The following is a 21,319-nucleotide window of genomic DNA, read 5'->3' on the forward strand; positions in this document are numbered from 1 at the left end:
TACTCTGTGGGAGCGGCTTCAGCCGCGAAGAGGCCAGTGAAGATTTAAGAGAGAACTGCCCCATGCGCATATGGATCGACGCCGACGCCTGCCCCAAGGCAGCCAAGGACCTGATCGTCAAATTCGCCCTCAAGCGCAAGCTGGAAGTAATCATGGTCGCCGGCCAGGCCGTGGCCAAGCCGGCCTTTGCCGTGGTCCGGCTGATCGTGGTGCCCAGCGGCATGGACGCCGCCGACGATTACCTGGTCGAGCACGCCGAGCCTGGCGAACTGGTGATCTGCAGCGACGTACCGCTGGCCGACCGGCTGATCAAGAAGGGTGTGGCCGCCTTGGACCCACGTGGCCGCGAGTTCGACGAGCGCAACATGGGCGAGCGCCTGGCCGTGCGCAACCTGTTCACCGAGTTGCGCGAGCAGGGGCAGGTCGGCGGTGGGCAGGCGCCTTACGGCGAACGTGAAAAGCAGGCGTTCGCCAATGCGCTGGACCGTATCCTCACCCGCCTGAGCAAGGGCTGATCAGTCGCCTTCGTGGGTCAGTTCCAGCACCCGATCCACCAGCTTGTAGATCCCGCCAGCCGCCTCGCTGATCGACTTGGCCGACATGTAGGCCGGGGTGGTCACCAACTTGCGCTGAGTATCTTCGACGATGTCATGCACATCGCACTCTTCATGGGTGCCGCCCATCTTCACCACAGCTGCGGCGGTGCCGGCATCGGTACCGATGGTGCAGACCACGCCCGGCCCGTAAATTTTCGCCGCCAGTGCCGGCGAAATGCACATCAGCCCCATCGGCTTGCAAGCTTCGGCAAAGGCTTCGGCCAGAGCCAACACATCCGGCTGCACGGTGCACTCAGTGCCTTCCACTGCAAAGTTGGACAGGTTCTTCGCCGCGCCAAAGCCGCCAGGCACGATCAGCGCATCGAAGTCTTCGACCTTGGCCTCACGAATGTCTTTGACTTCTCCCCGAGCGATACGTGCCGATTCCACCAGCACATTGCGCGACTCGGGCATCTCTTCACCGGTCAGGTGGTCGATCACGTGCATCTGCGCGATGTTCGGCGCAAAGCACTGCACCTGCGCGCCGCGCTGGTCGAGGCGCAGCAGGGTGATCACGCTTTCATGGATTTCGGCGCCATCGTAGACGCCACAGCCGGAAAGAATCACCGCTACTTTTTTCGTCATGCTCATTACTCCAGTGTCGAGGCGCTAAATGTCCTCTAGTTTGGCAGATGTGGCCATAGGGATTGCTCGGGGCGCATCCTAATCTCTGTGGATACCCTTCGAGGCTGCTGTCCATGGACCTGATACTGCTGGCCGTGCCGTTTTTCTTCGTGTTGATCGCGGTTGAACTGGTCGCCGACCGTGTGCGCGGCCAGCGCAATTTCACCCTGGCCGACTCGATCAACAGCCTGAGCACCGGGGTGCTGTCCACCAGCACCGGGTTGCTGACCAAAGGGGTAGGGCTGTTGACCTATGCGCTGGCCTGGGAGCACCTGGCGCTGCTGCACTTGCCGGAGCAGGCCGTATGGGTTTGGCTGCTGGCCTTCGTGCTCTACGACTTCTGCTACTACTGGCTGCACCGCCTTGGCCACGAACGCAATGTGCTGTGGGCAGCGCATTCGGTGCACCACCAGAGCGAGGAATACAACCTCACCACCGCACTGCGCCAGACCAGCAGCGGCTTCATCTTCTCGTGGATCTTCTACCTGCCGCTGGCGCTGATCGGTGTACCGCCTCTGGTGTTCATCACCGTGGCGTCGCTGAATCTGCTGTACCAGTTCTGGGTGCACACCCGGCACATTCCCAAGTTGGGCTGGCTCGAATGGGTGCTGATCACGCCGTCCAACCATCGCGTCCACCATGCGCAAAATCCTGCTTACTTGGATCGTAACTACGGCGGTGTGTTCATTCTCTGGGACCGCCTGTTCGGCACGTTCAAGGAAGAGGATCCGGCGGAACCCGTGGTGTTCGGTGTGACGACGCCGCTGGCCAGCTGGAACCCCCTGTGGGCCAACCTGCAGTTCTATGCCCAGCTCTGGGCCGATGCCCGGCGCACCGAGAGCCTGTGGGACAAGCTGCGGATCTGGTTCATGCCCACCGGCTGGCGGCCGGCCGACGTGGCTGCACGTTATCCACAGGCCAAGCAGAACCTGGCCCTGTTCCGCAAATTCGAAATCGCTGTTGGGCGAGCGCCGCAGGTATACGTAGCGCTGCAGTTTGCCGTCTACGTGGCTTTGGGCAGTTACTTGATGGATGTCGCCGAGCATGTGCCGACAGCGGCCCTGGTGCTGGGCTGGTTGGTGATGGCGCTGGGGTTGTTTGCCTTGGGCGCGGCCTTGGAAAATCGGCCGTGGGCAGGACGCCTGGAGCTGGCACGCCTGCTGATGAATGCGCCGGCCTTGTATCTGGCTGGCGCTCTGGGCTTAGGGGTGGTTACGCCGTTGGCTTGGCTCTTGCTCTTGCTTTACAGCCTGCTCAGCCTCTGTGGCCTGGCTCTCTGCCGCCGCCTTGCGCTCCGCGCGCAGGGTGCGGAAGCGCCGCCGCAGCCACAGTAGGCCGCCGAGCAGCAGCAAGCCGCCGAGCACCCATAGCTCGTACTTCTTCACATTGCCCAGCATGCCTTCGAGAATGGCGCCGAAGTGGTACGCGGCAGCGCCCAGGGCCAAGGCCCAGACGGCTGCGCCAATGCCGTTGAGCAGCAGGTAGCGGCGCGGCGGGTAGCCGGACAGGCCGATGGCCACGGGCATGACCGTGCGCAGGCCGTAGACGAAGCGGAAACTCAGCACCCAGATGTCGGGGTGGCGGCGAATGTGTTCCAGCGCGCGGTCGCCCATGGCTTGCCAGCGTGGCTTGCGCGCGAGGATTTTGCGCCCGTGACGGCGGCCCATGAAGTACCACAGTTGGTCGCCGGCGTAGCTGCCGAAGAACGCCACGACCACCACCAGACTGATGTCCATGTAGCCGCGAAACGCAAGAAACCCTGCAAGCACCAGGATGGTCTCGCCTTCGAAGAAGGTGCCTAGAAAAAGGGCAAAGTAGCCGAAATCCTGCAGGAATTGTTGAAGCATTTTCTGAGGTGCTGGCGAAATGAACGCGCAGCCTACCCCTTCGCGCGCATTCATGAAAGTGTCCAAATGTGTCTCGACGTGAACATTCCCTACAAGGACAATGGCTTTGCCCCCATGCAGCGCCTTTCGCCAGACTGTCACACAGGCGTCATAATGGCTGCTTATCGTCCCGCTCAATAGATGATAGGGCGTTAACGTCCTCCAGGAACGTCCAGATGAATAATGAAGTGCTTACACCTGTCGTGATCAAGGATGCCGAGGCTGTCCCCGAAGAGCTGGTGCAGACCCCACCGGATCTGCCTGTAGCCCCGGAACCAGAAGTCTCGGAGCCCGTAGCCGAAGCTGCCGCGCCGGCCCCCGTAGCAACCCCTGCGCCGGCCATTGCCGCGACGAGCCTGGACGACAGCAGCCTGTACATTCATCGCGAGCTGTCGCAGCTGCAGTTCAACATCCGCGTGCTGGAGCAGGCGCTGGACGAGTCCTACCCGCTGCTCGAACGCCTGAAATTCTTGCTGATCTTCTCCAGCAACCTGGACGAATTCTTCGAAATCCGCGTGGCGGGCCTGAAGAAGCAGATCAACTTCGCCCGTGAGCAGGCGGGTGCCGACGGCCTGCAGCCGCACCAGGCGCTGGCGCGCATCAGCGAGCTGGTGCACATCGAAGTCGATCGCCAGTACGCGATTCTCAACGACGTGCTGCTGCCCGAGCTTGAGAAGCACGCGATCCGCTTCATCCGCCGCCGTTACTGGACGCCCAAGCTCAAGACCTGGGTACGCCGCTTCTTCCGCGACGAGATCGCACCGATCATCACCCCGATCGGCCTCGACCCGACGCACCCGTTCCCGCTGCTGGTGAACAAGAGCCTCAACTTCATCGTCGAACTCGAAGGCGTCGACGCCTTCGGCCGCGACTCGGGCCTGGCGATCATCCCGGCGCCGCGCCTGCTGCCGCGGGTCATCCGCGTGCCGGAAGAGGTCGGCGGTGCCGGCGACAACTATGTATTCCTGTCGTCGATGATCCACGCCCATGCCGATGACCTGTTCCAGGGCATGAAGGTCAAGGGCTGCTACCAGTTCCGCCTGACCCGCAACGCCGACCTGGCGCTGGATTCCGAAGAAGTCGACGACCTGGCCCGTGCCCTGCGTGGCGAGCTGTTCTCGCGCCGCTACGGCGATGCCGTGCGCCTGGAAGTGGCCGACACCTGCCCGAAACATCTGTCCGACTACCTGCTCAAGCAGTTCAGCCTGAGCGAGAGCGAGTTGTACCAGGTCAACGGCCCGGTCAACCTGACCCGCCTGTTCAGCATTACCGGCCTCGACAGCCACCCCGAGCTGCAGTACACGCCGTTCACCCCAGCGATCCCCAAGCTGCTGACCAATGCCGACAATATCTTCAGCGTAATCAGCAAGCAGGACATCCTGCTGATGCACCCTTTCGAGTCCTTCACTCCGGTGGTCGACCTGCTGCGCCAGGCCGCCAAGGACCCGCATGTACTCGCGGTGCGCCAGACCCTGTACCGCTCCGGTGCCAACTCGGAAATCGTCGACGCCCTGGTCGATGCGGCGCGAAACGGCAAGGAGGTCACCGCGGTGATCGAATTGCGCGCGCGTTTCGACGAAGAATCCAACCTGCAGATGGCCAGCCGCCTGCAGGCAGCCGGTGCGGTGGTGATCTACGGCGTGGTCGGATTCAAGACCCACGCCAAGATGATGCTGATTCTGCGCCGCGAGCAGGGCGAGATCGTCCGTTACGCGCACCTGGGCACCGGTAACTACCACGCCGGCAACGCCCGTCTGTACACCGACTACAGCCTGCTGACCTCCGACGACGCCCTCACCGAAGACGTCGGCAAATTGTTCAGCCAGCTGATCGGTATGGGCAAGACGCTGCGCATGAAGAAGTTGCTTCACGCGCCGTTCACCCTGAAAAAGGGCATGCTCGACATGATCGCGCGGGAAACCCAGTTCGCCCTGGAAGGCAAGCCGGCGCACATCATCGCCAAGTTCAACTCGCTGACCGACGCCAAGATCATCAAGGCGCTGTACAAGGCCAGCCAGTCGGGCGTGAAGATCGACCTGGTGGTGCGTGGCATGTGCTGCCTGCGCCCAGGTATTCCAGGGGTGTCGCACAACATTCAGGTGCGCTCGATCATCGGCCGCTTCCTGGAGCACACTCGGGTGTTCTACTTCCTCAATGGCGGCGAAGAGCAGATCTACCTGTCCAGCGCCGACTGGATGGAGCGCAACCTCGACAAGCGTGTCGAGACCTGCTTCCCGGTAGAGGGCAAGAAGCTGTTGCTGCGGGTGAAGAAGGAACTTGAAGGCTACCTGACCGACAACACCCACGCCTGGACGCTGCAGCCTGACGGACGTTACGTGCGCAGCAGCCCGACCGGCAACCAGAACCCGCGCAGTGCCCAGGCGACTCTGCTGGAGCGCCTGAGCAACCCGGTCCTCAACGTACGCTGAGGATGAAGTTGACCCGGGCCAGCCACTCCGCCTCATTGGCGAAGTCGGCCTGGGTCAACTGGTTCTGCTCCAGCCAGCCCTGAGGGAAAACCACGTCGAGGCGGTTGTCGCCGGCTTCGAGTTGCACCTGCGGCATCTGCTGAGTCCCGCGGATGTGGTGGAACAGGATGGCGAAGCGCAGCAATACGCACAGACGCAGCAGTTTCACACCTTCATCGCCCAGCTCGGCGAACTTCTCTTTGGGGATGTTGCGGCGGTGGCCGCGTACCAGCAGGGCCATCATCTGCTGATCTTCACGCGAGAAGCCCGAAAGGTCGGAGTGCTCGATCAGGTAGGCGCCGTGCTTGTGGTAGTGGTAGTGGGCAATGTCCAGGCCGATTTCGTGCACTTTGGCAGCCCAGCCCAGTAGATCGCGCCAGTTTCCATCTTCCAGGTCCCACGCCTTGGCCACTTGGTCGAAGGCATGCAGTGCCTTGCGCTCGACACGCGCAGCCTGGCCCTGGTCGACGTGGTAACGCTCCATCAACGAGTTCAAGGTGCGTTCGCGTACATCTTCGTGATGGTGGCGGCCAAGCAGGTCGAACAACACGCCTTCACGCAGGGCGCCATCGCAGTGATCCATGCGCTGCAATTCCAGTGCGTCGAAGATGGCTTCGAGAATCGCCATGCCGGCCGGGAAAATGGTACGGCGGTCGGGCTTGACGCCTTCGAAGTCGATCTTGTCGACCTCGCCCAGCTTGAACATCTTGCGTTTGACCCAGGCCAGGCCTTCAGCGTTGACCTCGCCATTGCCCAAGCCACCGGCCTTGATCGCGGCGCCAATGGCGCGGATGGTCCCGGACGAGCCGATGGCTTCGTCCCAGGTCAGGCGGTGCAGGGCGTTTTCGATGCTCATCAGCTCCAGGCGCGCGGCGGTGTAGGCCTGGGCGTAGCGCGCCGGGGTGATCTTGCCGTCGCGGAAATAACGCTGGGTGAAGCTGACACAGCCCATCTGCAGGCTCTCGCGCAGCAGCGGCTCGAAGCGCTGGCCAATGATGAACTCGGTGCTGCCGCCGCCGATGTCGGCGACCAGGCGTTTGCCGGGGGTATCGGCCAGGGTGTGGGAAACACCCAGGTAGATCAGGCGCGCTTCTTCACGGCCGGAAATCACTTCGACCGGGTGGCCGAGGATGGCTTCGGCGCGCAGGATGAATTCGTTGCGATTGCGTGCTTCGCGCAGGGCATTGGTGCCGACGATACGCACGGCACCGGCCGGCATGCCGTTGATCAGTTGGGCGAAGCGCTTGAGGCACTCAAGGCCCCGTTCCATGGCTTCTTCGCTGAGCATGCGCGCTTCGTCGATGCCGGCGGCCAGCTGAACCTTCTCGCCAAGCCGCTCGAGAATGCGGATCTCGGTATGGTGAGCCTTGGCCACGACCATGTGGAAACTGTTGGAGCCGAGGTCGATGGCGGCGATCAGGGACAGGTTCTTCGCGGAGGTATGCGGCATGATCTGAGGGTTCTCGGTCGTTAACCTGGCAATCGTGCCACGTTCCTCGGCTGTCGCCAACGCGCGGCACGCCAAGGGTTGATGCAAGGCAATGTGCCATTCGATGCTATGACACTTGTGTGACAGTTTCGATTCGTGGCGTCTTGCACAACTATAGTTACACTCAATCGTCAGTGACTTCCTGTCGACAGCCTCTACGGCTATCATGGGCCACGTTTTTTTGCTTACGACCCTGGAGATATCCATGAGCAGCGATCTGATCAAACACGTCACCGACGCCACCTTCGAGGCCGAAGTCCTGCAAGCCCAAGGCCCGGTGCTGGTTGATTACTGGGCTGAATGGTGCGGCCCATGCAAGATGATCGCGCCAGTCCTGGACGACATCGCCTCCACCTACGAGGGCAAACTGACCGTCGCCAAGCTGAACATCGACGACAACCAGGAAACCCCAGCCAAGCACGGCGTGCGTGGCATCCCGACGCTGATGCTGTTCAAGAACGGCAACGTCGAGGCCACCAAGGTCGGCGCACTGTCCAAATCGCAGCTGGCCGCGTTCCTCGACGCCCACCTGTGATGTGAAAAAGCCCCGGAAATCCCGGGGCTTTTCTTTTGTAACCCACTAGACGTCGAAAAAAGCAAGTGTTACATTCGGCCTCGCACTGCTTCTCCAGTGCCCCCTGCACGCCGTCGCCGACGCACTCCTAATTAGAATCAGTGCGCGATCCTATCGCCTTCTAGCGGCGCGGCTTCATTAAGCCAGAGCTTAATCCTCCCTTCTTACATGATTACCTCACTCCCCTTATGAACCTGACTGAACTCAAGCAAAAGCCGATTACCGATCTGCTGGAAATGGCCGAACAGATGGGCATCGAAAACATGGCCCGTTCGCGCAAACAGGACGTGATTTTCGCCCTGCTGAAGAAGCACGCGAAAAGCGGCGAAGAGATCTCGGGTGACGGCGTGCTGGAGATTCTCCAGGATGGTTTCGGTTTCCTGCGTTCGGCTGATGCGTCCTACCTGGCCGGCCCCGACGACATCTACGTCTCGCCCAGCCAGATCCGCCGCTTCAACCTGCGTACCGGCGACACCATCGTCGGCAAGATCCGCCCGCCGAAGGAAGGGGAGCGTTACTTCGCCCTGCTGAAGGTCGACACGATCAACTTCGATCGCCCGGAGAACGCGAAGAACAAGATCCTGTTCGAAAACCTGACGCCGCTGTTCCCGAACAAGCGCCTGAAGATGGAAGCTGGCAACGGTTCCACCGAGGACTTGACCGGCCGCGTCATCGACCTGTGCGCCCCGATCGGCAAAGGCCAGCGCGGCCTGATCGTCGCCCCGCCGAAAGCGGGTAAAACGATCATGCTGCAGAATATCGCGGCGAACATTACCCGTAACAATCCCGAGTGCCACCTGATCGTTCTGCTGATCGACGAGCGCCCGGAAGAAGTGACCGAAATGCAGCGCACCGTGCGCGGCGAAGTGGTCGCCTCGACCTTCGACGAGCCGCCAACCCGCCACGTGCAGGTTGCCGAGATGGTCATCGAGAAGGCCAAGCGCCTGGTCGAGCACAAGAAGGACGTGGTCATCCTGCTCGACTCCATCACCCGTCTGGCACGTGCCTACAACACCGTGATCCCGAGCTCCGGCAAGGTCCTGACCGGTGGTGTCGACGCCCACGCCCTGGAGAAGCCGAAGCGCTTCTTCGGCGCCGCGCGTAACATCGAGGAAGGCGGTTCGCTGACCATCATCGCTACCGCGCTGGTCGAAACCGGCTCGAAGATGGACGAAGTGATCTACGAAGAGTTCAAGGGTACCGGCAACATGGAGCTGCCCCTGGACCGTCGCATCGCTGAAAAGCGCGTGTTCCCGGCCATCAACATCAACCGCTCCGGCACCCGCCGCGAAGAACTGCTGACCGCCGACGACGAACTGCAGCGCATGTGGATCCTGCGCAAGCTGCTGCACCCGATGGACGAAATCGCCGCCATCGAGTTCCTGGTCGACAAGCTCAAGCAGACCAAGACCAACGACGAGTTCTTCTTGTCGATGAAGCGCAAGTAAGATCGTCGATCCACGCAGAAGGCCGGGGAAACCCGGCTTTTTGCTATCTGTACTTTGGCTATTGCAGCCCGTTCGGCGCTACACTCTGCAGCCCGACCGATACGGCCAACACGAGGCTCATGCATGCAGTATCGCGATTTGCGCGACTTCATCCGCGGCCTGGAGCAGCGCGGCGAACTCAAGCGCATCCAGGTTCCGATCTCTCCCGTTCTGGAAATGACCGAGGTCTGTGACCGCACCCTGCGTGCCAAGGGCCCGGCCTTGCTGTTCGAAAAGCCCACGGGCTTCGACATTCCGGTGCTTGGCAATCTGTTTGGCACGCCAGAACGCGTGGCAATGGGCATGGGTGCGGAATCGGTCGATGAGCTGCGCGAGATCGGCAAGCTGCTGGCCTTCCTCAAGGAGCCAGAGCCGCCGAAAGGCCTGAAGGATGCCTGGTCGAAGCTGCCGATCTTCAAGAAGGTCGTGTCGATGGCGCCAAAGGTGGTCAAGGACGCGGTGTGCCAGGAAGTGGTCGTTGAAGGCGACGACGTCGACCTCGGCCAGCTACCGATCCAGCACTGCTGGCCGGGCGACGTGGCGCCGCTGATCACCTGGGGCCTGACCGTGACCCGCGGGCCGAACAAGGATCGCCAGAACCTGGGCATTTATCGCCAGCAGGTCATTGGTCGCAACAAGGTGATCATGCGCTGGCTGAGCCACCGTGGCGGTGCACTGGACTATCGCGAGTGGTGCGAAAAGAACCCCGGCCAACCGTTCCCGGTCGCCGTGGCGCTGGGCGCCGACCCTGCGACCATCCTCGGCGCGGTGACGCCGGTGCCCGATACCCTGTCCGAATACGCCTTCGCCGGCCTCTTGCGCGGCAACCGCACCGAGCTGGTCAAGTGCCGTGGCAGCAACCTGCAGGTGCCAGCGACCGCCGAGATCATCCTCGAAGGTGTGATCCACCCAGGTGAAATGGCGCCGGAAGGTCCGTATGGCGACCATACCGGTTACTACAATGAAGTGGACAGCTTCCCGGTGTTCACCGTCGAGCGCATCACTCACCGGCAAAAGCCGATCTACCACAGCACCTACACCGGCCGCCCGCCTGATGAGCCGGCGATCCTCGGCGTAGCGCTGAACGAAGTGTTCGTACCGATTCTGCAGAAGCAGTTCCCGGAGATCGTCGACTTCTACCTGCCGCCGGAAGGCTGCTCGTATCGCATGGCCGTAGTGACCATGAAGAAGCAGTACCCAGGCCATGCCAAGCGCGTGATGCTGGGTGTGTGGTCGTTCCTGCGACAGTTCATGTACACAAAATTCGTTATCGTCACCGACGACGACATCAACGCCCGCGACTGGAATGACGTGATCTGGGCCATCACCACGCGCATGGACCCCAAGCGTGATACGGTGATGATCGACAACACACCGATCGATTACCTGGACTTCGCGTCGCCGGTATCGGGGCTGGGGTCGAAGATGGGCCTGGATGCCACGCACAAGTGGCCGGGCGAGACGACACGCGAATGGGGCCGGGTCATCGTCAAGGACGAAGCCGTCACCCGCCGCATCAATGAGTTGTGGGATCAGTTGGGAATAGATTGATGCAGGTAACGTTGCAGCCGTCCGGGGCGGTGCTGGCGCTCGAACCCGGGGAACGGATCCTGGATGGAGCGCGGCGGCTGGGCTATGAATGCCCGAACAGCTGCCGCAATGGCAACTGCCATGTCTGCGCCGCATTGTTGGTTGAAGGTCGCGTTCGCCAGAACGGTGAGGTGCGCGACCATGGTGAGCTGTTCACCTGCATCGCCGAACCCCTGGAGGACTGCGTTTTGCTCTGGGATGGTGTGCTGGCCCTGGGCGAGCTGCCAGTGCGCAAGCTGGCATGCACCGTCAGTGAGTGCGTCGACGTCGGCGGCGATGTCTGGCGAGTGCGCCTGCGCGCGCCGGCCGGCAAGCCGCCGCGCTATCACGCCGGGCAGTACTTGATGATCGAGCGCGAGGGCGGCAAGCCGGCAGCCTTTTCGCTGGCATCGGCGCCCCATGGCGGGCGAGACCTGGAGCTGCACGTACTGGCGCGTGAGACCAGTGCCATACAATTGCTCGAGCAATTGCAGCGCAACCGCTTGGCGCGGATCGAGATGCCGTTCGGCGACACCCATCTGGCCGAGCTGCCGGACGGGCCACTGGTGCTGATCGCTGCGGGTACCGGCATGGGGCAGATGCACAGCCTGGTCGAGCACTGCCGCGCCCAGGGCTTCAAGCACCCTGTACATCTGTATTGGGGTGTGCGCCGTCCTGAAGACTTCTACGCCATAGAACACTGGGACGAATGGGAGCGACTGCCCAACCTCTTCCTGCACAAGGTGGTCAGTGACCTGTGTGGCTGGGAGGGCCGTTGCGGCATGCTGCACGAGGCCGTGTGCGAAGACGTGAAGGACCTCAACTCCGTCCATGTGTATGCCAGCGGGTCGCCCAACATGGTCTATGCCACCCTCGACGCCTTGGTCGAGGCCGGCATGGATGCGCATCGCATGCGTGCCGATGTGTTTGCATACGCACCGCGTGGTTAATAACCTGAGTTTCACTTCGTGGTTATAAGGCGGTAATTAAATACCGCCTTCGCTGATAACTTTCACTACACTTTGGACAATGCTTTCCGCACCTCGGAAGTTAACAGGAATTTTGGCGGCAGCTTATGTCGGCACATGAAAGTACCTCCTGGAAAAGTTCTTATCCTCCGGCGCTCGACTTTGGCCAGCAACTGACCCGCGAGCAACTGTGCCACTCCATGCGAACGACCATGTCTCGTCATGCAGGTGGGCCCGTTTGGCTGTTCGCCTATGGTTCATTGATTTGGCGCCCCGAATGTAATTCGGTTGAACGCCAGCGCGCGCGGGTGCACGGATATCACCGCGGGCTTTACCTGTGGTCCCACGAGCACCGTGGCACGCCGGAAACCCCAGGCTTGGTGTTCGGCCTCGACCGTGGAGGGTCGTGCAGCGGTTTTGCCTATCGCCTGGATGAAAGCCGCCTGGACGATTCACTGATGGCTTTGTGGCAGCGGGAAATGCCGTATCCGGCGTATCGGCCGCATTGGCTCAGTTGCCGGTTGGGCGATGGCAGCAAGGTTCAGGCCCTGGGTTTTGTGCTGGAAAGGCACTTGCCGTGTTACGCCGGTAACCTGCCGGACACCTTGCTCAGTCAAATTCTTGCCAGTGCCAAAGGGCGGTATGGCACCACCCGCGAGTATGTCGAGCAGACGTTGAATGCGCTGCGCAATCACCAGATGCCGGATCGCAACTTAGAGGCGCGCTTCAGGCGGTGCCATAACTTGCGCGAGGTTTGAACGTGCTGGGGCCGCAAAGCGGCCCCGGCATCTCAATTCGTTAGTACCACCAACTTACCCACAGCCTTTCGCTGCCCGAGTTGCTCGATCGCAGCCCCAGCCTCGGCCAGTGGATAAGTTTGCGACACCAGTGGTTTCAGCTTGCCTTCTGCATGCCAGGCAAACAGCTGTCGGAAGTTGGCCGCGTTGTCCTCCGGCTGGCGCTGGGCAAATGCCCCCCAAAACACCCCCAACACCGCCGCCCCCTTGAGCAGCACCAGGTTCGCAGCCATCTGTGGAATGCTGCCGCTGGCGAAACCGACCACCAGTAAACGGCCATTCCAGGCAAGCCCACGTACGGCCTGGTCGAACAGCTCACCGCCGACCGGGTCGTAGATCACATCCACCCCCTGGCCGCCGGTCAGGCGCTTGATCTCGTCCTTCAGGCTGACCTGGCTGTAGTCAATCAGCTCGTCGGCCCCAGCAGCCTTGGCTACGCTAAGTTTCTCGGCGCTGCTGGCCGCAGCGATCACTTTGGCCCCCAGAGCCTTGCCGATCTCCACTGCCGCCAGGCCGACACCCCCGGATGCTCCCAGCACCAGCAAGGTTTCCCCGGGTTGCAGCTGGCCGCGCTGTTTGAGCGCGTGCATCGAGGTGCCGTAGGTCATGCCGAACGCGGCGGCGGTGGTGAAATCCATGCTGTCGGGGATGGGCAGCACGTTGTAGAACGGCACGGCTACTTGTTCGGCGAACGCGCCCCAACCGGTCAGGGCCATCACCCGGTCACCGACCTTGAACGAGCCAGCGCGCTCACCGACTGCGGCGACCACGCCCGCCGCCTCGCCACCCGGCGAAAATGGCAGCGGCGGCTGGAACTGGTATTTGCCTTCGATGATCAGGGTGTCGGGGAAGTTGACCCCGGCCGCCTGCACGTCGAGCAGAATCTCGTTTTTCTTCGGCGCCGGGCTGGCCACCTCTTCCAGCACCAGGTCGCGTGCTGGGCCCAGGGTTTTGCACAACACAGCTTTCATCGGGGCTATTCCTTTGCGGGTCGTGGCCGATAAGTGTAGGAGGGCCGCCTGCCGGGTCAACGAGCATGGTCCGTCCTGATGGGCTGGCATAAGCCGGGGCTTGGGTTTGAGCGAACTGCTGGGTAAGCTGGCGCCAATTGTTTTGAGGAGCGAATTCGTGAAAGCGTGGATCTTGATGGTGCTGGCCCTGATGCTGCCAGCGGCGGCCATGGCCGAAGAAGCCAAGGAAGGAGCCCCCAAGGTCTCCTACATCAGCCTGAGCCCGCCCTTCGTCGGCAACTACGCCCTCGACGGTGGCCCCAAGCTGCGCGTGTACAAGGCCGACGTTGCCCTGCGCGTGACCGGCGATGAAGCCGCCAAGGCGGTGAAGCACCACGAACCATTGATTCGTAACCAGCTGGTGGCGCTGTTCACTCAGCAGGGTGTGGATAACTTGAGCAACGTCGAGGCCAAAGAGGCTTTGCGTCAGCAAGCGCTGAAGCAGGTGCAGCAGGTGATGGAGGCGGAAGAAGGCAAGCCGATTGTTGAGGATTTGCTGTTCAATAATTTGATTGTGCAGTAATCGGCATCCAAGCCCCCACCCTGTGGGAGCGGCTTTAGCCGCGAAGGGAGCGACGCGTTGGATGGCACCGGCTGTGCCGGTGTTCGCGGCTGAAGCCGCTCCCACAGGTATTCGCGGCGCTTACGTTATTTGCTAAGGGCTACAATCGCCGCCCACTGCTCCTCGGTCACCGGCATCACCGACAGCCGCGTCCCTTTCTGCACCAGCGGCAATTCCATCAACGCGCTTTGCTGCTTGAGCAATCCCAAACTCAGCACCTGACTGAACGTCTTCACGTGCGCCACATCCACCGCGCTCCACGGGTTCTTGTCCGCAGTGGCCTTGGCGTCATGGTAATGGCTCTCTGGGTCTAGCGCTGTGGGGTCCGGGTACGCCGCCGCAGTGATGCGGGCGATGCCGGCAATACCGGGTTGCGGGCAGCTGGAGTGATAGAAGAAAAACTCATCGCCCACGTTCATGGCACGCATGAAATTACGTGCCTGGTAATTGCGCACGCCATCCCAGCGGGCCTCGCCCAATCGGCTCAAGTCTTCGATCGACAGCTCGTCGGGCTCGGATTTCATCAGCCAATAGGCCATGAATGCTGCTCCTGAAAAGGTTTGAAATAACCTGTTGCACGAAACCGACAGCCGGTTGGCGTCAACGTTTGCGTGCAGGCTCAGGTTGTCGGAAAATGCGCCGATTTTAACGCTATACGCTCCGGCGACACCAAGAAGGTCGTCGAGCCTGAACAGTATGCCTGGGGGGCATTCTTCGATGAATCAACGTAAACCGGACCTGCTTTGGGTCCTGGTCTTCATCTTCGGTCTGGGTGTGGTCACTACCGGTTATGCCCAGGGTATCTGGGAGCGTAAGCTCGATATCGCCTACCAAACGCCGGTAGAAGCCGCTCAGCCGCAACGTTGATCCCCCGCTGACGCCACTCAACCCGGCGCCAGGTACCAGCCACGGTCCGAGACCGTGCCCTGCAGTGGTACATCCCAACTGGCCTGCGTCAGTCGTTCTACCTTCTGGCATTCATGGGCCAGCCCCAGCAGCAGTGGTTTTTTCCAGGTTTTACGGCGAGCCTGATAGGCCAGGCTGCGATCATAGAAGCCACCGCCCATGCCGAGTCGCCCGCCCACTTCATCGAATCCCACCAGCGGCAGCAGAATCAGGTCCAGCGACCAGATAGGGCGTTGGCGCCTGCGGTCGGTCAAGGGCTCTGGAATGCGGAAGCGGTTGCGCTTGAGCTTTTCACCCTGTTCGAATCGCTGGAACACCATGCGCGTGCGCGGCCAGGCGTGCAGTACCGGCAGGTAGACGTGTTTGCCCCGGCGCTGGGCCTCGCGCAGCAGCAGGCGCGGGTCGATTTCACCGTCGTTGGGCAGGTACAGGGCGATATGCCGGGCGCGGCGGAACAGTGGGTTCTGCGCCAGTTGTCGATACAGGCCCAAAGAAGCCTGACGTTGCTGGGCGGGCGTGAGTGAGCGGCGGGCATTACGGAGCAGGCGACGAAGCTGGGGGCGGGTGAGCGGCGCGGTGTCGGTCATGGCACAGGCGTTCCCAGTTGTCGCTACGGGTGTGATATTTGCCCGCGACAACGGCAGGCAAAGAAAATGAGGCTCCCCGATAAGACCGCTATCGGTGTAGCCCTTGAACCCGAAAGTTCAAGGTGGAGATTGCAGGGGGCGTTAAGGCTTTCCGTCGGGCGGACATGCACACCGGCCCCAGCGTGCAACCCCCGTGGTTGTGCGTATCGGCTCAGGGACATAACCGACTGGCGCATCCCCCAGGGAGTGGCGCCAGTATACCAATCTCAGCCGTTTTTGGTACCCGCGTCGTCGGACAAAGCCACATCGACCCGCTCCAGCAGGTCACGCACCTGTTCGCGGGTGGCGCCGCCAGCGGGAGCGTCGGTGCGATCCTCCTGGCGGTGCAGCATCTCGTGGGTGATGTTCAAAGCTGCCATCACCGCAATGCGGTCGGCGCCGATCACCTTGCCGCTGCTGCGGATCTCGCGCATCTTGCCGTCCAGGTAGCGTGCGGCGCTGACCAGGTTGTTGCGTTCTTCCGGCGGGCAGATGATCGAGTATTCCTTGTCCAGGATCTGCACGGTGACGCTATTGCTTGAACTCATGAGTCTTGCTCCAGGGCCTTGAGGCGTAAGATCATCGACTCGACCTTGCGCTTGGCGATCTCGTTCTTTTCGATGAGGTGGGCGCGCTCTTCGCGCCAGGATTTTTCCTGAGCTACTAGGAGTGCATTTTGCCGCTTTAGTTGCTCGACACGTTCGATCAGCAACTCGAACCGGCTCATCAATGCTTGCAGGTCGTTCTCTTGCGTGGGTTGCACTCGATTCGCTCCGTCATTGAATCACCCGACGATGATGCCTCTCCCTGAGCGGTGGCGGCCAGTGCCGATGGTCTTGGCGCGCCTGCCGGTGCTAGGATACAAGGTCTCCATTCTAGTCAAATGCGCCGTCTGGCGCCTAGCCGACCATGCCTAATACCCAATCGCCTTACATCGCCTTCGCCATGCTGCTCTCGAGCAATGGCCACCCTGTAACCCCTGCCGAGCTGCACGGCCTGCTGATCGGCCGCAGCTGCGCCGGTGCCGGCTTCGATGCCGAAGCCTGGCTGGCCGACGCCGCCCAATTGCTGGAAACCGAGCCCGGTGACACCGTCCGCAATGCCCTGATCGGCCTGCAAGAGATGGTCAAGGGCGAGCTGAACAGCGAAGACATGGCCCTCGTCCTGCTGCTGCCGAGCGACGATGCCGCGCTGGCCGACCGTGCTGCGGCGCTGGGCCAGTGGTGCCAAGGTTTCATCACCGGCTTCGGTCTGAACGCGGGTGGCAAGGACCTTTCCGCCGAGGCCAAGGACGTCCTGAATGACCTGGTTGCGATTTCCCAGGTGCAGGAAGCCCTCGAAGAGTCCGAAGACGGCGAAAGCGACTACATGGAAGTCATGGAATACCTGCGTGTGGCGCCGCTGCTGCTGTTCTCCGAGCTGGCCAAGCCGGCGGCACCCGCGCCCAAGCCATCGCTGCACTGATCAACCGGGGGTAGTTCTGCCCATGAGCCACATACCCAAGGCCGAGTATGCCCGTCGGCGCAAGGCGCTGATGGCGCAGATGGTTCCCAACAGCATTGCCATCCTGCCGGCTGCTGCGGTCGCCATTCGCAACCGCGATGTCGAGCACGTTTACCGCCAGGACAGCGATTTTCAGTACCTCAGCGGCTTCCCCGAGCCCGAGGCGGTGATCGCCCTGATCCCCGGACGCGAGCATGGCGAGTACGTGCTGTTCTGCCGCGAGCGCAACCCTGAACGTGAGCAGTGGGATGGCCTGCGTGCCGGCCAGGAAGGCGCGATCCGTGACTTCGGCGCGGACGATGCCTTCCCGATCACCGACATCGACGAGATCCTGCCCGGCCTGATCGAAGGCCGTGAGCGGGTCTACAGCGCCATGGGCAGCAACCCCGAATTCGACCGCCGGCTGATGGACTGGATCAACGTGATCCGCTCCAAGGCGCGCCTCGGCGCCCAGCCGCCGAACGAGTTCGTTGCGCTGGATCATCTGCTGCACGACATGCGCCTGTATAAATCGGCGGCAGAAGTGAAAGTGATGCGCGCAGCCGCAGACATTTCCGCACGCGCCCATGTGCGGGCCATGCAGGCCTGCCGGGCGGGGCTGCACGAGTACAGCCTGGAAGCCGAGCTGGACTACGAGTTCCGTAAAGGCGGGGCGAAAATGCCCGCCTACGGCTCGATCGTCGCTGCCGGGCGCAATGGCTGCATCCTGCACTATCAGGAGAACGATGCGCCGCTCAAGGACGGTGATCTGGTGCTGATCGACGCCGGCTGTGAAATTGACTGCTACGCCAGCGATATCACACGTACCTTCCCGGTCAGCGGGCGTTTTTCGCCTGAGCAGAAGGCCATCTACGAGCTGGTGCTCAAGGCCCAGGCCGCTGCGTTCGCCGAAATCGCCCCGGGCAAGCACTGGAACCACGCACATGAAGCGACCGTACGGGTGATCACCGAGGGCCTGGTCGAGCTCGGGCTGCTCAAAGGCGAGGTGCAGGCATTGATCGATAACGAAGCCCATCGCGCTTTCTACATGCACCGTGCCGGCCACTGGTTGGGCATGGATGTGCACGACGTCGGCGAATACAAGGTGGGCGGCGAGTGGCGTGTACTGGAACCTGGCATGGCGCTGACCGTCGAGCCGGGCATCTACATCGCCGCCGATAACCAGAATGTCGCGAAGAAATGGCGCGGCATCGGCGTAAGGATCGAGGACGACGTGGTCGTGACCAGGCAAGGGTGTGAAATTCTGACCTCGGGTGTGCCCCGGACGGTCGCCGAGATCGAGGCCCTGATGCAAGCGGCACGTAAGGACGCGGCATGAACCGCGTGAATCTCGCGATCATCGGCGGCGGCCTGGTCGGCGCCAGCCTGGCCCTGGCCCTGCAGGCGGGTGCCAAGGCGCGTGGCTGGAAGATCCTGCTGATCGAGCCGTTCGCCCCAGGCGATAGCTTCCAGCCCAGCTACGATGCGCGCTCCTCGGCGTTGTCGTTCGGTACCCGGCAGATTTATCAACACCTGGGCCTGTGGCCAACCATCAGCCCGCGCGCGGAGCCGATCCGGCAGATTCAGGTGTCCGACCGTGGTCGCTTCGGCTCCACCCGCCTGGATGCGCTGGAAGAAGGCGTGCCGGCGTTGGGCTACGTGGTCGAGAACGCCTGGTTGGGCCAGTGCCTGTGGCAAGGCCTGGACAGTGACGTGGTGAGCTGGCGTTGCCCCGCCGAAGTAAAAGCGATGCAGGCGATTGCCGGTGGCTACCGCCTGGAGCTGGACGACGACACCAGCCTGGAATGCGACCTCGCGGTGCTGGCCGACGGCGGCCGCTCCGGGTTGCGTGAGCAACTGGGCATCCATGTGCGCCGCACGCCCTATGAGCAGAGCGCGCTGATCGCCAACATTACGCCGGGCGAAGCCCATTGCGGTCAGGCCTTCGAACGTTTTACCGAGCAAGGCCCCATGGCATTGCTGCCGCTGCCTGATAACCGCTGCGCGCTGGTCTGGACCCGCCAGGGGATGGACGCCAAGCGGCTGGCCGAAATCGACGAACGCAGCTTCCTGCGTGAGCTGCAGGATGCCTTCGGCTACCGCCTCGGCGCCTTGCGCCAGGTCGGCGCACGGCACCTGTACCCGCTGGCGCTGGTCGAGGCCGAAGAGCAAGTCCGCCCGCACCTGGTGGTGCTGGGCAATGCCGCGCACAGCTTGCATCCCATCGCCGGGCAAGGTTTCAACCTGTCCCTGCGTGATGTTCAGTCGCTGGCCGACGCGTTGCTGGCCGGCCCGCAACAACCAGGTGATCTGGCGACCCTGCAGGCGTATCAGCAACGCCAGCGCCTCGACCAGGCCTTGACCATCGGCTTCTCCGACCAGGTCACTCGCCTGTTCGGCAGCAACCAGCCTTTGATCGCGACGGGACGCAACCTTGGCCTGCTCGGGCTCGACCTGCTGCCTCCGGCGAAAAGCTGGTTCGCCCGCCAGGCAATGGGCCTGGGCACCCGCCCCGATTCGCGGGGCCAGGCATGAGCAACCCGCGCCGGCTGGCGCGACGGGCACGCATGCTGCGCTGGCTGCTGAACCTCTACCCGCCGTACCTCGGTGCCGGCATCCGCATCCAGCACATCAGCCCGGACATGCGCAGCGTCAAGGTGCGCATGAAACTGACCCGCTGGAACCGCAACTACGTCGGCACGCAGTTCGGTGGCAGCCTGTATTCCATGGTCGATCCGTTCTACATGCTGTTGCTGATCGAGCAGCTTGGTCGTGAGTACATCGTCTGGGACAAGGCTGCCAGCATCGACTTCATTTCACCGGGCAAGGGCCCGGTGTATGCCGAATTCCACGTCGATGACGCGCTGCTGGATGAAATTCGCCAACAGACCGCCAGCGGCAAGAAATACCTGCCCCGTTTGCAGGTCGATATCCGCGACGGTGCCGGCGAGCTGGTGGCGCGGGTCGATAAAACCCTATACGTGCGGCTCAAGCCGCAAGCGAGGCAGGCGTAAGGCATGGAAATGCGCGCAGATCTGTTGATTGTCGGTGCCGGTATGGTCGGCAGCGCCCTGGCCCTGGCATTGCGCCACAGCGGCCTGGAAATTCTCCTGCTCGACGGCGGCCCGTTGTCGGTGAAACCCTTCGATGACCAGGCGCCCTTCGAGCCGCGGGTCAGTGCCCTGTCGGCCGCCAGCCAACGCATTCTAGAACGCCTCGGCGCCTGGGAAGGCATCGCCAAGCGGCGCGTATCGCCGTACTCGGACATGCATGTGTGGGACGGTAGCGGTACTGGGCAGATTCACTTTTCCGCAGCCAGCGTGCACGCGCAGGTGCTCGGCCATATCGTCGAAAACCGCGTGGTGCAGGATGGCCTGATGGAGCGCTTGCACGACAGCGACATCGGCCTGCTGCCCAATGCCCGCCTGGAGCAGATGCGCCGCTCGGGCGATGAGTGGCTGCTGACCCTGGCCGATGGCCGGCGCCTGCGTGCACCGCTGGTGGTAGCGGCCGACGGCGCCAATTCGGCGGTGCGGCGCCTGACCGGTTGCCAGACCCGCGAATGGGACTACCTGCACCACGCCATCGTCACCAGCGTGCGCTGCAGTGCGGCGCATCAGGCCACTGCCTGGCAGCGGTTCACCGATGAAGGGCCGTTGGCGTTCCTGCCGTTGTCGCGTGACGGCCAACAGGATTGGTGCTCGATCGTCTGGTCGACCACGCCTGAGCATGCCGAGCAGCTCATGGGGCTGGAGGATGAAGCCTTCCTCAAGGCCCTGGAGCGCGCCTTCGAGGGGCGTTTGGGCGAGGTGTTGCACGCCGACCCGCGGGTCTGCGTGCCGCTGCGCCAGCGCCACGCCAAGCGCTATGTGGACGAGGGGCTGGCGCTGATCGGCGATGCCGCACACACCATCCACCCGTTGGCCGGGCAGGGCGTCAACCTGGGCTTTCTCGATGCGGCGGTGCTGGCCGAAGTGCTGGTCAATGCCAGCGAGCGTGGTGAGCGGCTGGCGGATGAAAAGGTACTCAGCCGCTATGAGCGCCGGCGCATGCCACACAACCTGGCGCTGATGGCGGCGATGGAAGGCTTCGAGCGGCTGTTCCAGGCCAACCCGCTGCCGCTGCGCTGGTTGCGCAACAGTGGCTTGAAAGTGGTCGAGAAGCTGCCAGAGGCCAAGGCGCTGTTCGTGCGCCAGGCGTTGGGGCTGACAGGGGATCTGCCGGATTTGGCCAAGCCTTGAGGGTGCTTTGCAACATTCGGTAACTGCTGGGTAG

At 62.5% G+C, this 21,319-nt stretch carries 22 protein-coding genes, 1 other RNA gene and 1 pseudogene; 15 read left to right on the top strand and 9 right to left on the bottom strand.

Annotated features, from left to right (window positions below; translation table 11 throughout):
- Positions 1-62 precede the first annotated feature (62 nt).
- Positions 63-515: a YaiI/YqxD family protein gene (locus ACIQUF_RS17370; protein ID WP_400803978.1), complete on the top strand. Its 453-nt coding sequence runs from the start codon at positions 63-65 to the stop codon at positions 513-515.
- On the opposite strand, the gene elbB is transcribed toward ACIQUF_RS17370, so the two are convergent.
- Positions 516-1,181 carry an isoprenoid biosynthesis glyoxalase ElbB gene (gene elbB / locus ACIQUF_RS17375; protein ID WP_403133600.1) on the bottom strand — a complete coding sequence of 222 codons (666 nt, stop codon included), beginning with the start codon at positions 1,179-1,181 and terminating at the stop codon, positions 516-518.
- A gap of 113 nt (positions 1,182-1,294) precedes the next feature.
- Between elbB and ACIQUF_RS17380 the strand changes: the two are divergent.
- Positions 1,295-1,921: pseudogene (locus tag ACIQUF_RS17380) on the top strand (sterol desaturase family protein); the annotation flags it as partial.
- Between the two features lie 501 nt (positions 1,922-2,422).
- On the opposite strand, the gene ACIQUF_RS17385 reads toward ACIQUF_RS17380, so the two are convergent.
- Complete coding sequence (locus tag ACIQUF_RS17385) at positions 2,423-3,067, bottom strand: DedA family protein (protein ID WP_403133603.1); 645 nt, start codon at positions 3,065-3,067, stop codon at positions 2,423-2,425.
- A gap of 215 nt (positions 3,068-3,282) precedes the next feature.
- Between ACIQUF_RS17385 and ppk1 the strand changes: the two genes are divergently transcribed.
- The gene (ppk1, locus tag ACIQUF_RS17390; protein WP_403133605.1) at positions 3,283-5,535 is read left to right on the top strand and encodes a polyphosphate kinase 1; all 2,253 of its coding nucleotides are present in this window, start codon (positions 3,283-3,285) and stop codon (positions 5,533-5,535) included.
- Here the strand turns inward: ppk1 and ppx are convergent.
- Entirely contained in the window at positions 5,522-7,024 is a 1,503-nt protein-coding gene (gene ppx / locus ACIQUF_RS17395; RefSeq protein WP_403133607.1) for an exopolyphosphatase, read from the bottom strand. The genes ppk1 and ppx overlap by 14 nt on opposite strands.
- A gap of 244 nt (positions 7,025-7,268) precedes the next feature.
- On the opposite strand from ppx, the gene trxA reads away from it, so the two are divergent.
- From trxA to ACIQUF_RS17420, 5 genes are all read left to right on the top strand, one after another.
- Complete coding sequence (gene trxA, locus ACIQUF_RS17400; RefSeq protein WP_009684153.1) at positions 7,269-7,598, top strand: thioredoxin TrxA; 330 nt, start codon at positions 7,269-7,271, stop codon at positions 7,596-7,598.
- A 227-nt stretch (positions 7,599-7,825) separates the two neighbouring features.
- Entirely contained in the window at positions 7,826-9,085 is a 1,260-nt protein-coding gene (gene rho / locus ACIQUF_RS17405; protein WP_003253661.1) for a transcription termination factor Rho, read from the top strand.
- Positions 9,086-9,208: 123 nt separating this feature from the next.
- Positions 9,209-10,675, top strand: a complete 1,467-nt coding sequence (gene ubiD, locus ACIQUF_RS17410; protein WP_403133609.1) for a 4-hydroxy-3-polyprenylbenzoate decarboxylase — start codon at positions 9,209-9,211, stop codon at positions 10,673-10,675.
- Entirely contained in the window at positions 10,675-11,643 is a 969-nt protein-coding gene (locus ACIQUF_RS17415; RefSeq protein WP_403133612.1) for a CDP-6-deoxy-delta-3,4-glucoseen reductase, read from the top strand. The genes ubiD and ACIQUF_RS17415 overlap by 1 nt, the downstream gene beginning before the upstream one ends.
- Positions 11,644-11,768: 125 nt before the next feature.
- A complete protein-coding gene (locus ACIQUF_RS17420; protein WP_403133614.1) occupies positions 11,769-12,419 on the top strand; it encodes a gamma-glutamylcyclotransferase in 651 nt (216 codons plus the stop codon).
- A 32-nt stretch (positions 12,420-12,451) separates the two neighbouring features.
- Here the strand turns inward: ACIQUF_RS17420 and ACIQUF_RS17425 are convergent, their stop codons facing one another.
- Complete coding sequence (locus ACIQUF_RS17425; RefSeq protein ID WP_403133617.1) at positions 12,452-13,429, bottom strand: NADPH:quinone oxidoreductase family protein; 978 nt, start codon at positions 13,427-13,429, stop codon at positions 12,452-12,454.
- 157 nt (positions 13,430-13,586) lie between these two features.
- Between ACIQUF_RS17425 and ACIQUF_RS17430 the strand changes: the two genes are divergently transcribed.
- Positions 13,587-13,991, top strand: a complete 405-nt coding sequence (locus ACIQUF_RS17430; protein ID WP_400803955.1) for a flagellar basal body-associated protein FliL — start codon at positions 13,587-13,589, stop codon at positions 13,989-13,991.
- A gap of 125 nt (positions 13,992-14,116) precedes the next feature.
- On the opposite strand, the gene ACIQUF_RS17435 is transcribed toward ACIQUF_RS17430, so the two are convergent.
- Positions 14,117-14,569 (bottom strand): EVE domain-containing protein, encoded by a 453-nt coding sequence (locus tag ACIQUF_RS17435; protein ID WP_403133619.1) that lies wholly within the window; start codon positions 14,567-14,569, stop codon positions 14,117-14,119.
- 178 nt (positions 14,570-14,747) lie between these two features.
- Between ACIQUF_RS17435 and ACIQUF_RS17440 the strand changes: the two genes are divergently transcribed.
- Positions 14,748-14,897, top strand: a complete 150-nt coding sequence (locus tag ACIQUF_RS17440) for a hypothetical protein (protein ID WP_403133620.1) — start codon at positions 14,748-14,750, stop codon at positions 14,895-14,897.
- Between the two features lie 17 nt (positions 14,898-14,914).
- Here the strand turns inward: ACIQUF_RS17440 and ACIQUF_RS17445 are convergent, their stop codons facing one another.
- The 4 genes from ACIQUF_RS17445 to ACIQUF_RS17460 form a co-directional block, all read right to left on the bottom strand.
- Positions 14,915-15,523 (bottom strand): 5-formyltetrahydrofolate cyclo-ligase, encoded by a 609-nt coding sequence (locus ACIQUF_RS17445; RefSeq protein ID WP_403133622.1) that lies wholly within the window; start codon positions 15,521-15,523, stop codon positions 14,915-14,917.
- Positions 15,524-15,592: 69 nt separating this feature from the next.
- Positions 15,593-15,772, bottom strand: a non-coding RNA gene (ssrS, locus tag ACIQUF_RS17450) — 6S RNA.
- A gap of 17 nt (positions 15,773-15,789) precedes the next feature.
- Positions 15,790-16,110: a cell division protein ZapA gene (locus ACIQUF_RS17455; protein ID WP_400803947.1), complete on the bottom strand. Its 321-nt coding sequence runs from the start codon at positions 16,108-16,110 to the stop codon at positions 15,790-15,792.
- On the bottom strand, positions 16,107-16,289 hold the full coding sequence (locus tag ACIQUF_RS17460; RefSeq protein WP_029886233.1) for a TIGR02449 family protein: 183 nt from the start codon (positions 16,287-16,289) through the stop codon (positions 16,107-16,109). Before ACIQUF_RS17460 ends, ACIQUF_RS17455 begins: the two co-directional genes overlap by 4 nt.
- 182 nt (positions 16,290-16,471) lie before the next feature.
- On the opposite strand from ACIQUF_RS17460, the gene ACIQUF_RS17465 reads away from it, so the two are divergent.
- Genes ACIQUF_RS17465 through ACIQUF_RS17485 form a run of 5 tightly spaced genes read left to right on the top strand, consistent with a single transcriptional unit; the run spans position 16,472 to position 21,285 of the window.
- Entirely contained in the window at positions 16,472-17,026 is a 555-nt protein-coding gene (locus ACIQUF_RS17465; protein ID WP_403133625.1) for a YecA family protein, read from the top strand.
- A 22-nt stretch (positions 17,027-17,048) separates the two neighbouring features.
- Positions 17,049-18,383 carry a Xaa-Pro aminopeptidase gene (pepP, locus tag ACIQUF_RS17470; protein ID WP_403133628.1) on the top strand — a complete coding sequence of 445 codons (1,335 nt, stop codon included), beginning with the start codon at positions 17,049-17,051 and terminating at the stop codon, positions 18,381-18,383.
- Positions 18,380-19,579, top strand: coding sequence for a 2-octaprenyl-6-methoxyphenyl hydroxylase (ubiH, locus tag ACIQUF_RS17475; RefSeq protein ID WP_403133630.1), 1,200 nt, complete (start codon positions 18,380-18,382; stop codon positions 19,577-19,579). Before pepP ends, ubiH begins: the two co-directional genes overlap by 4 nt.
- A complete protein-coding gene (locus ACIQUF_RS17480) occupies positions 19,576-20,058 on the top strand; it encodes a DUF4442 domain-containing protein (protein WP_403133632.1) in 483 nt (160 codons plus the stop codon). The genes ubiH and ACIQUF_RS17480 overlap by 4 nt, the downstream gene beginning before the upstream one ends.
- 9 nt (positions 20,059-20,067) lie before the next feature.
- Positions 20,068-21,285 (top strand): 2-octaprenyl-3-methyl-6-methoxy-1,4-benzoquinol hydroxylase, encoded by a 1,218-nt coding sequence (locus tag ACIQUF_RS17485; RefSeq protein WP_403134437.1) that lies wholly within the window; start codon positions 20,068-20,070, stop codon positions 21,283-21,285.
- Positions 21,286-21,319: the final 34 nt, after the last annotated feature.

Origin of the sequence: Pseudomonas sp. NPDC090233, assembly GCF_044772285.1 — a bacterium.
In the GTDB taxonomy this organism is placed as follows: Bacteria; Pseudomonadota; Gammaproteobacteria; order Pseudomonadales; family Pseudomonadaceae; genus Aquipseudomonas.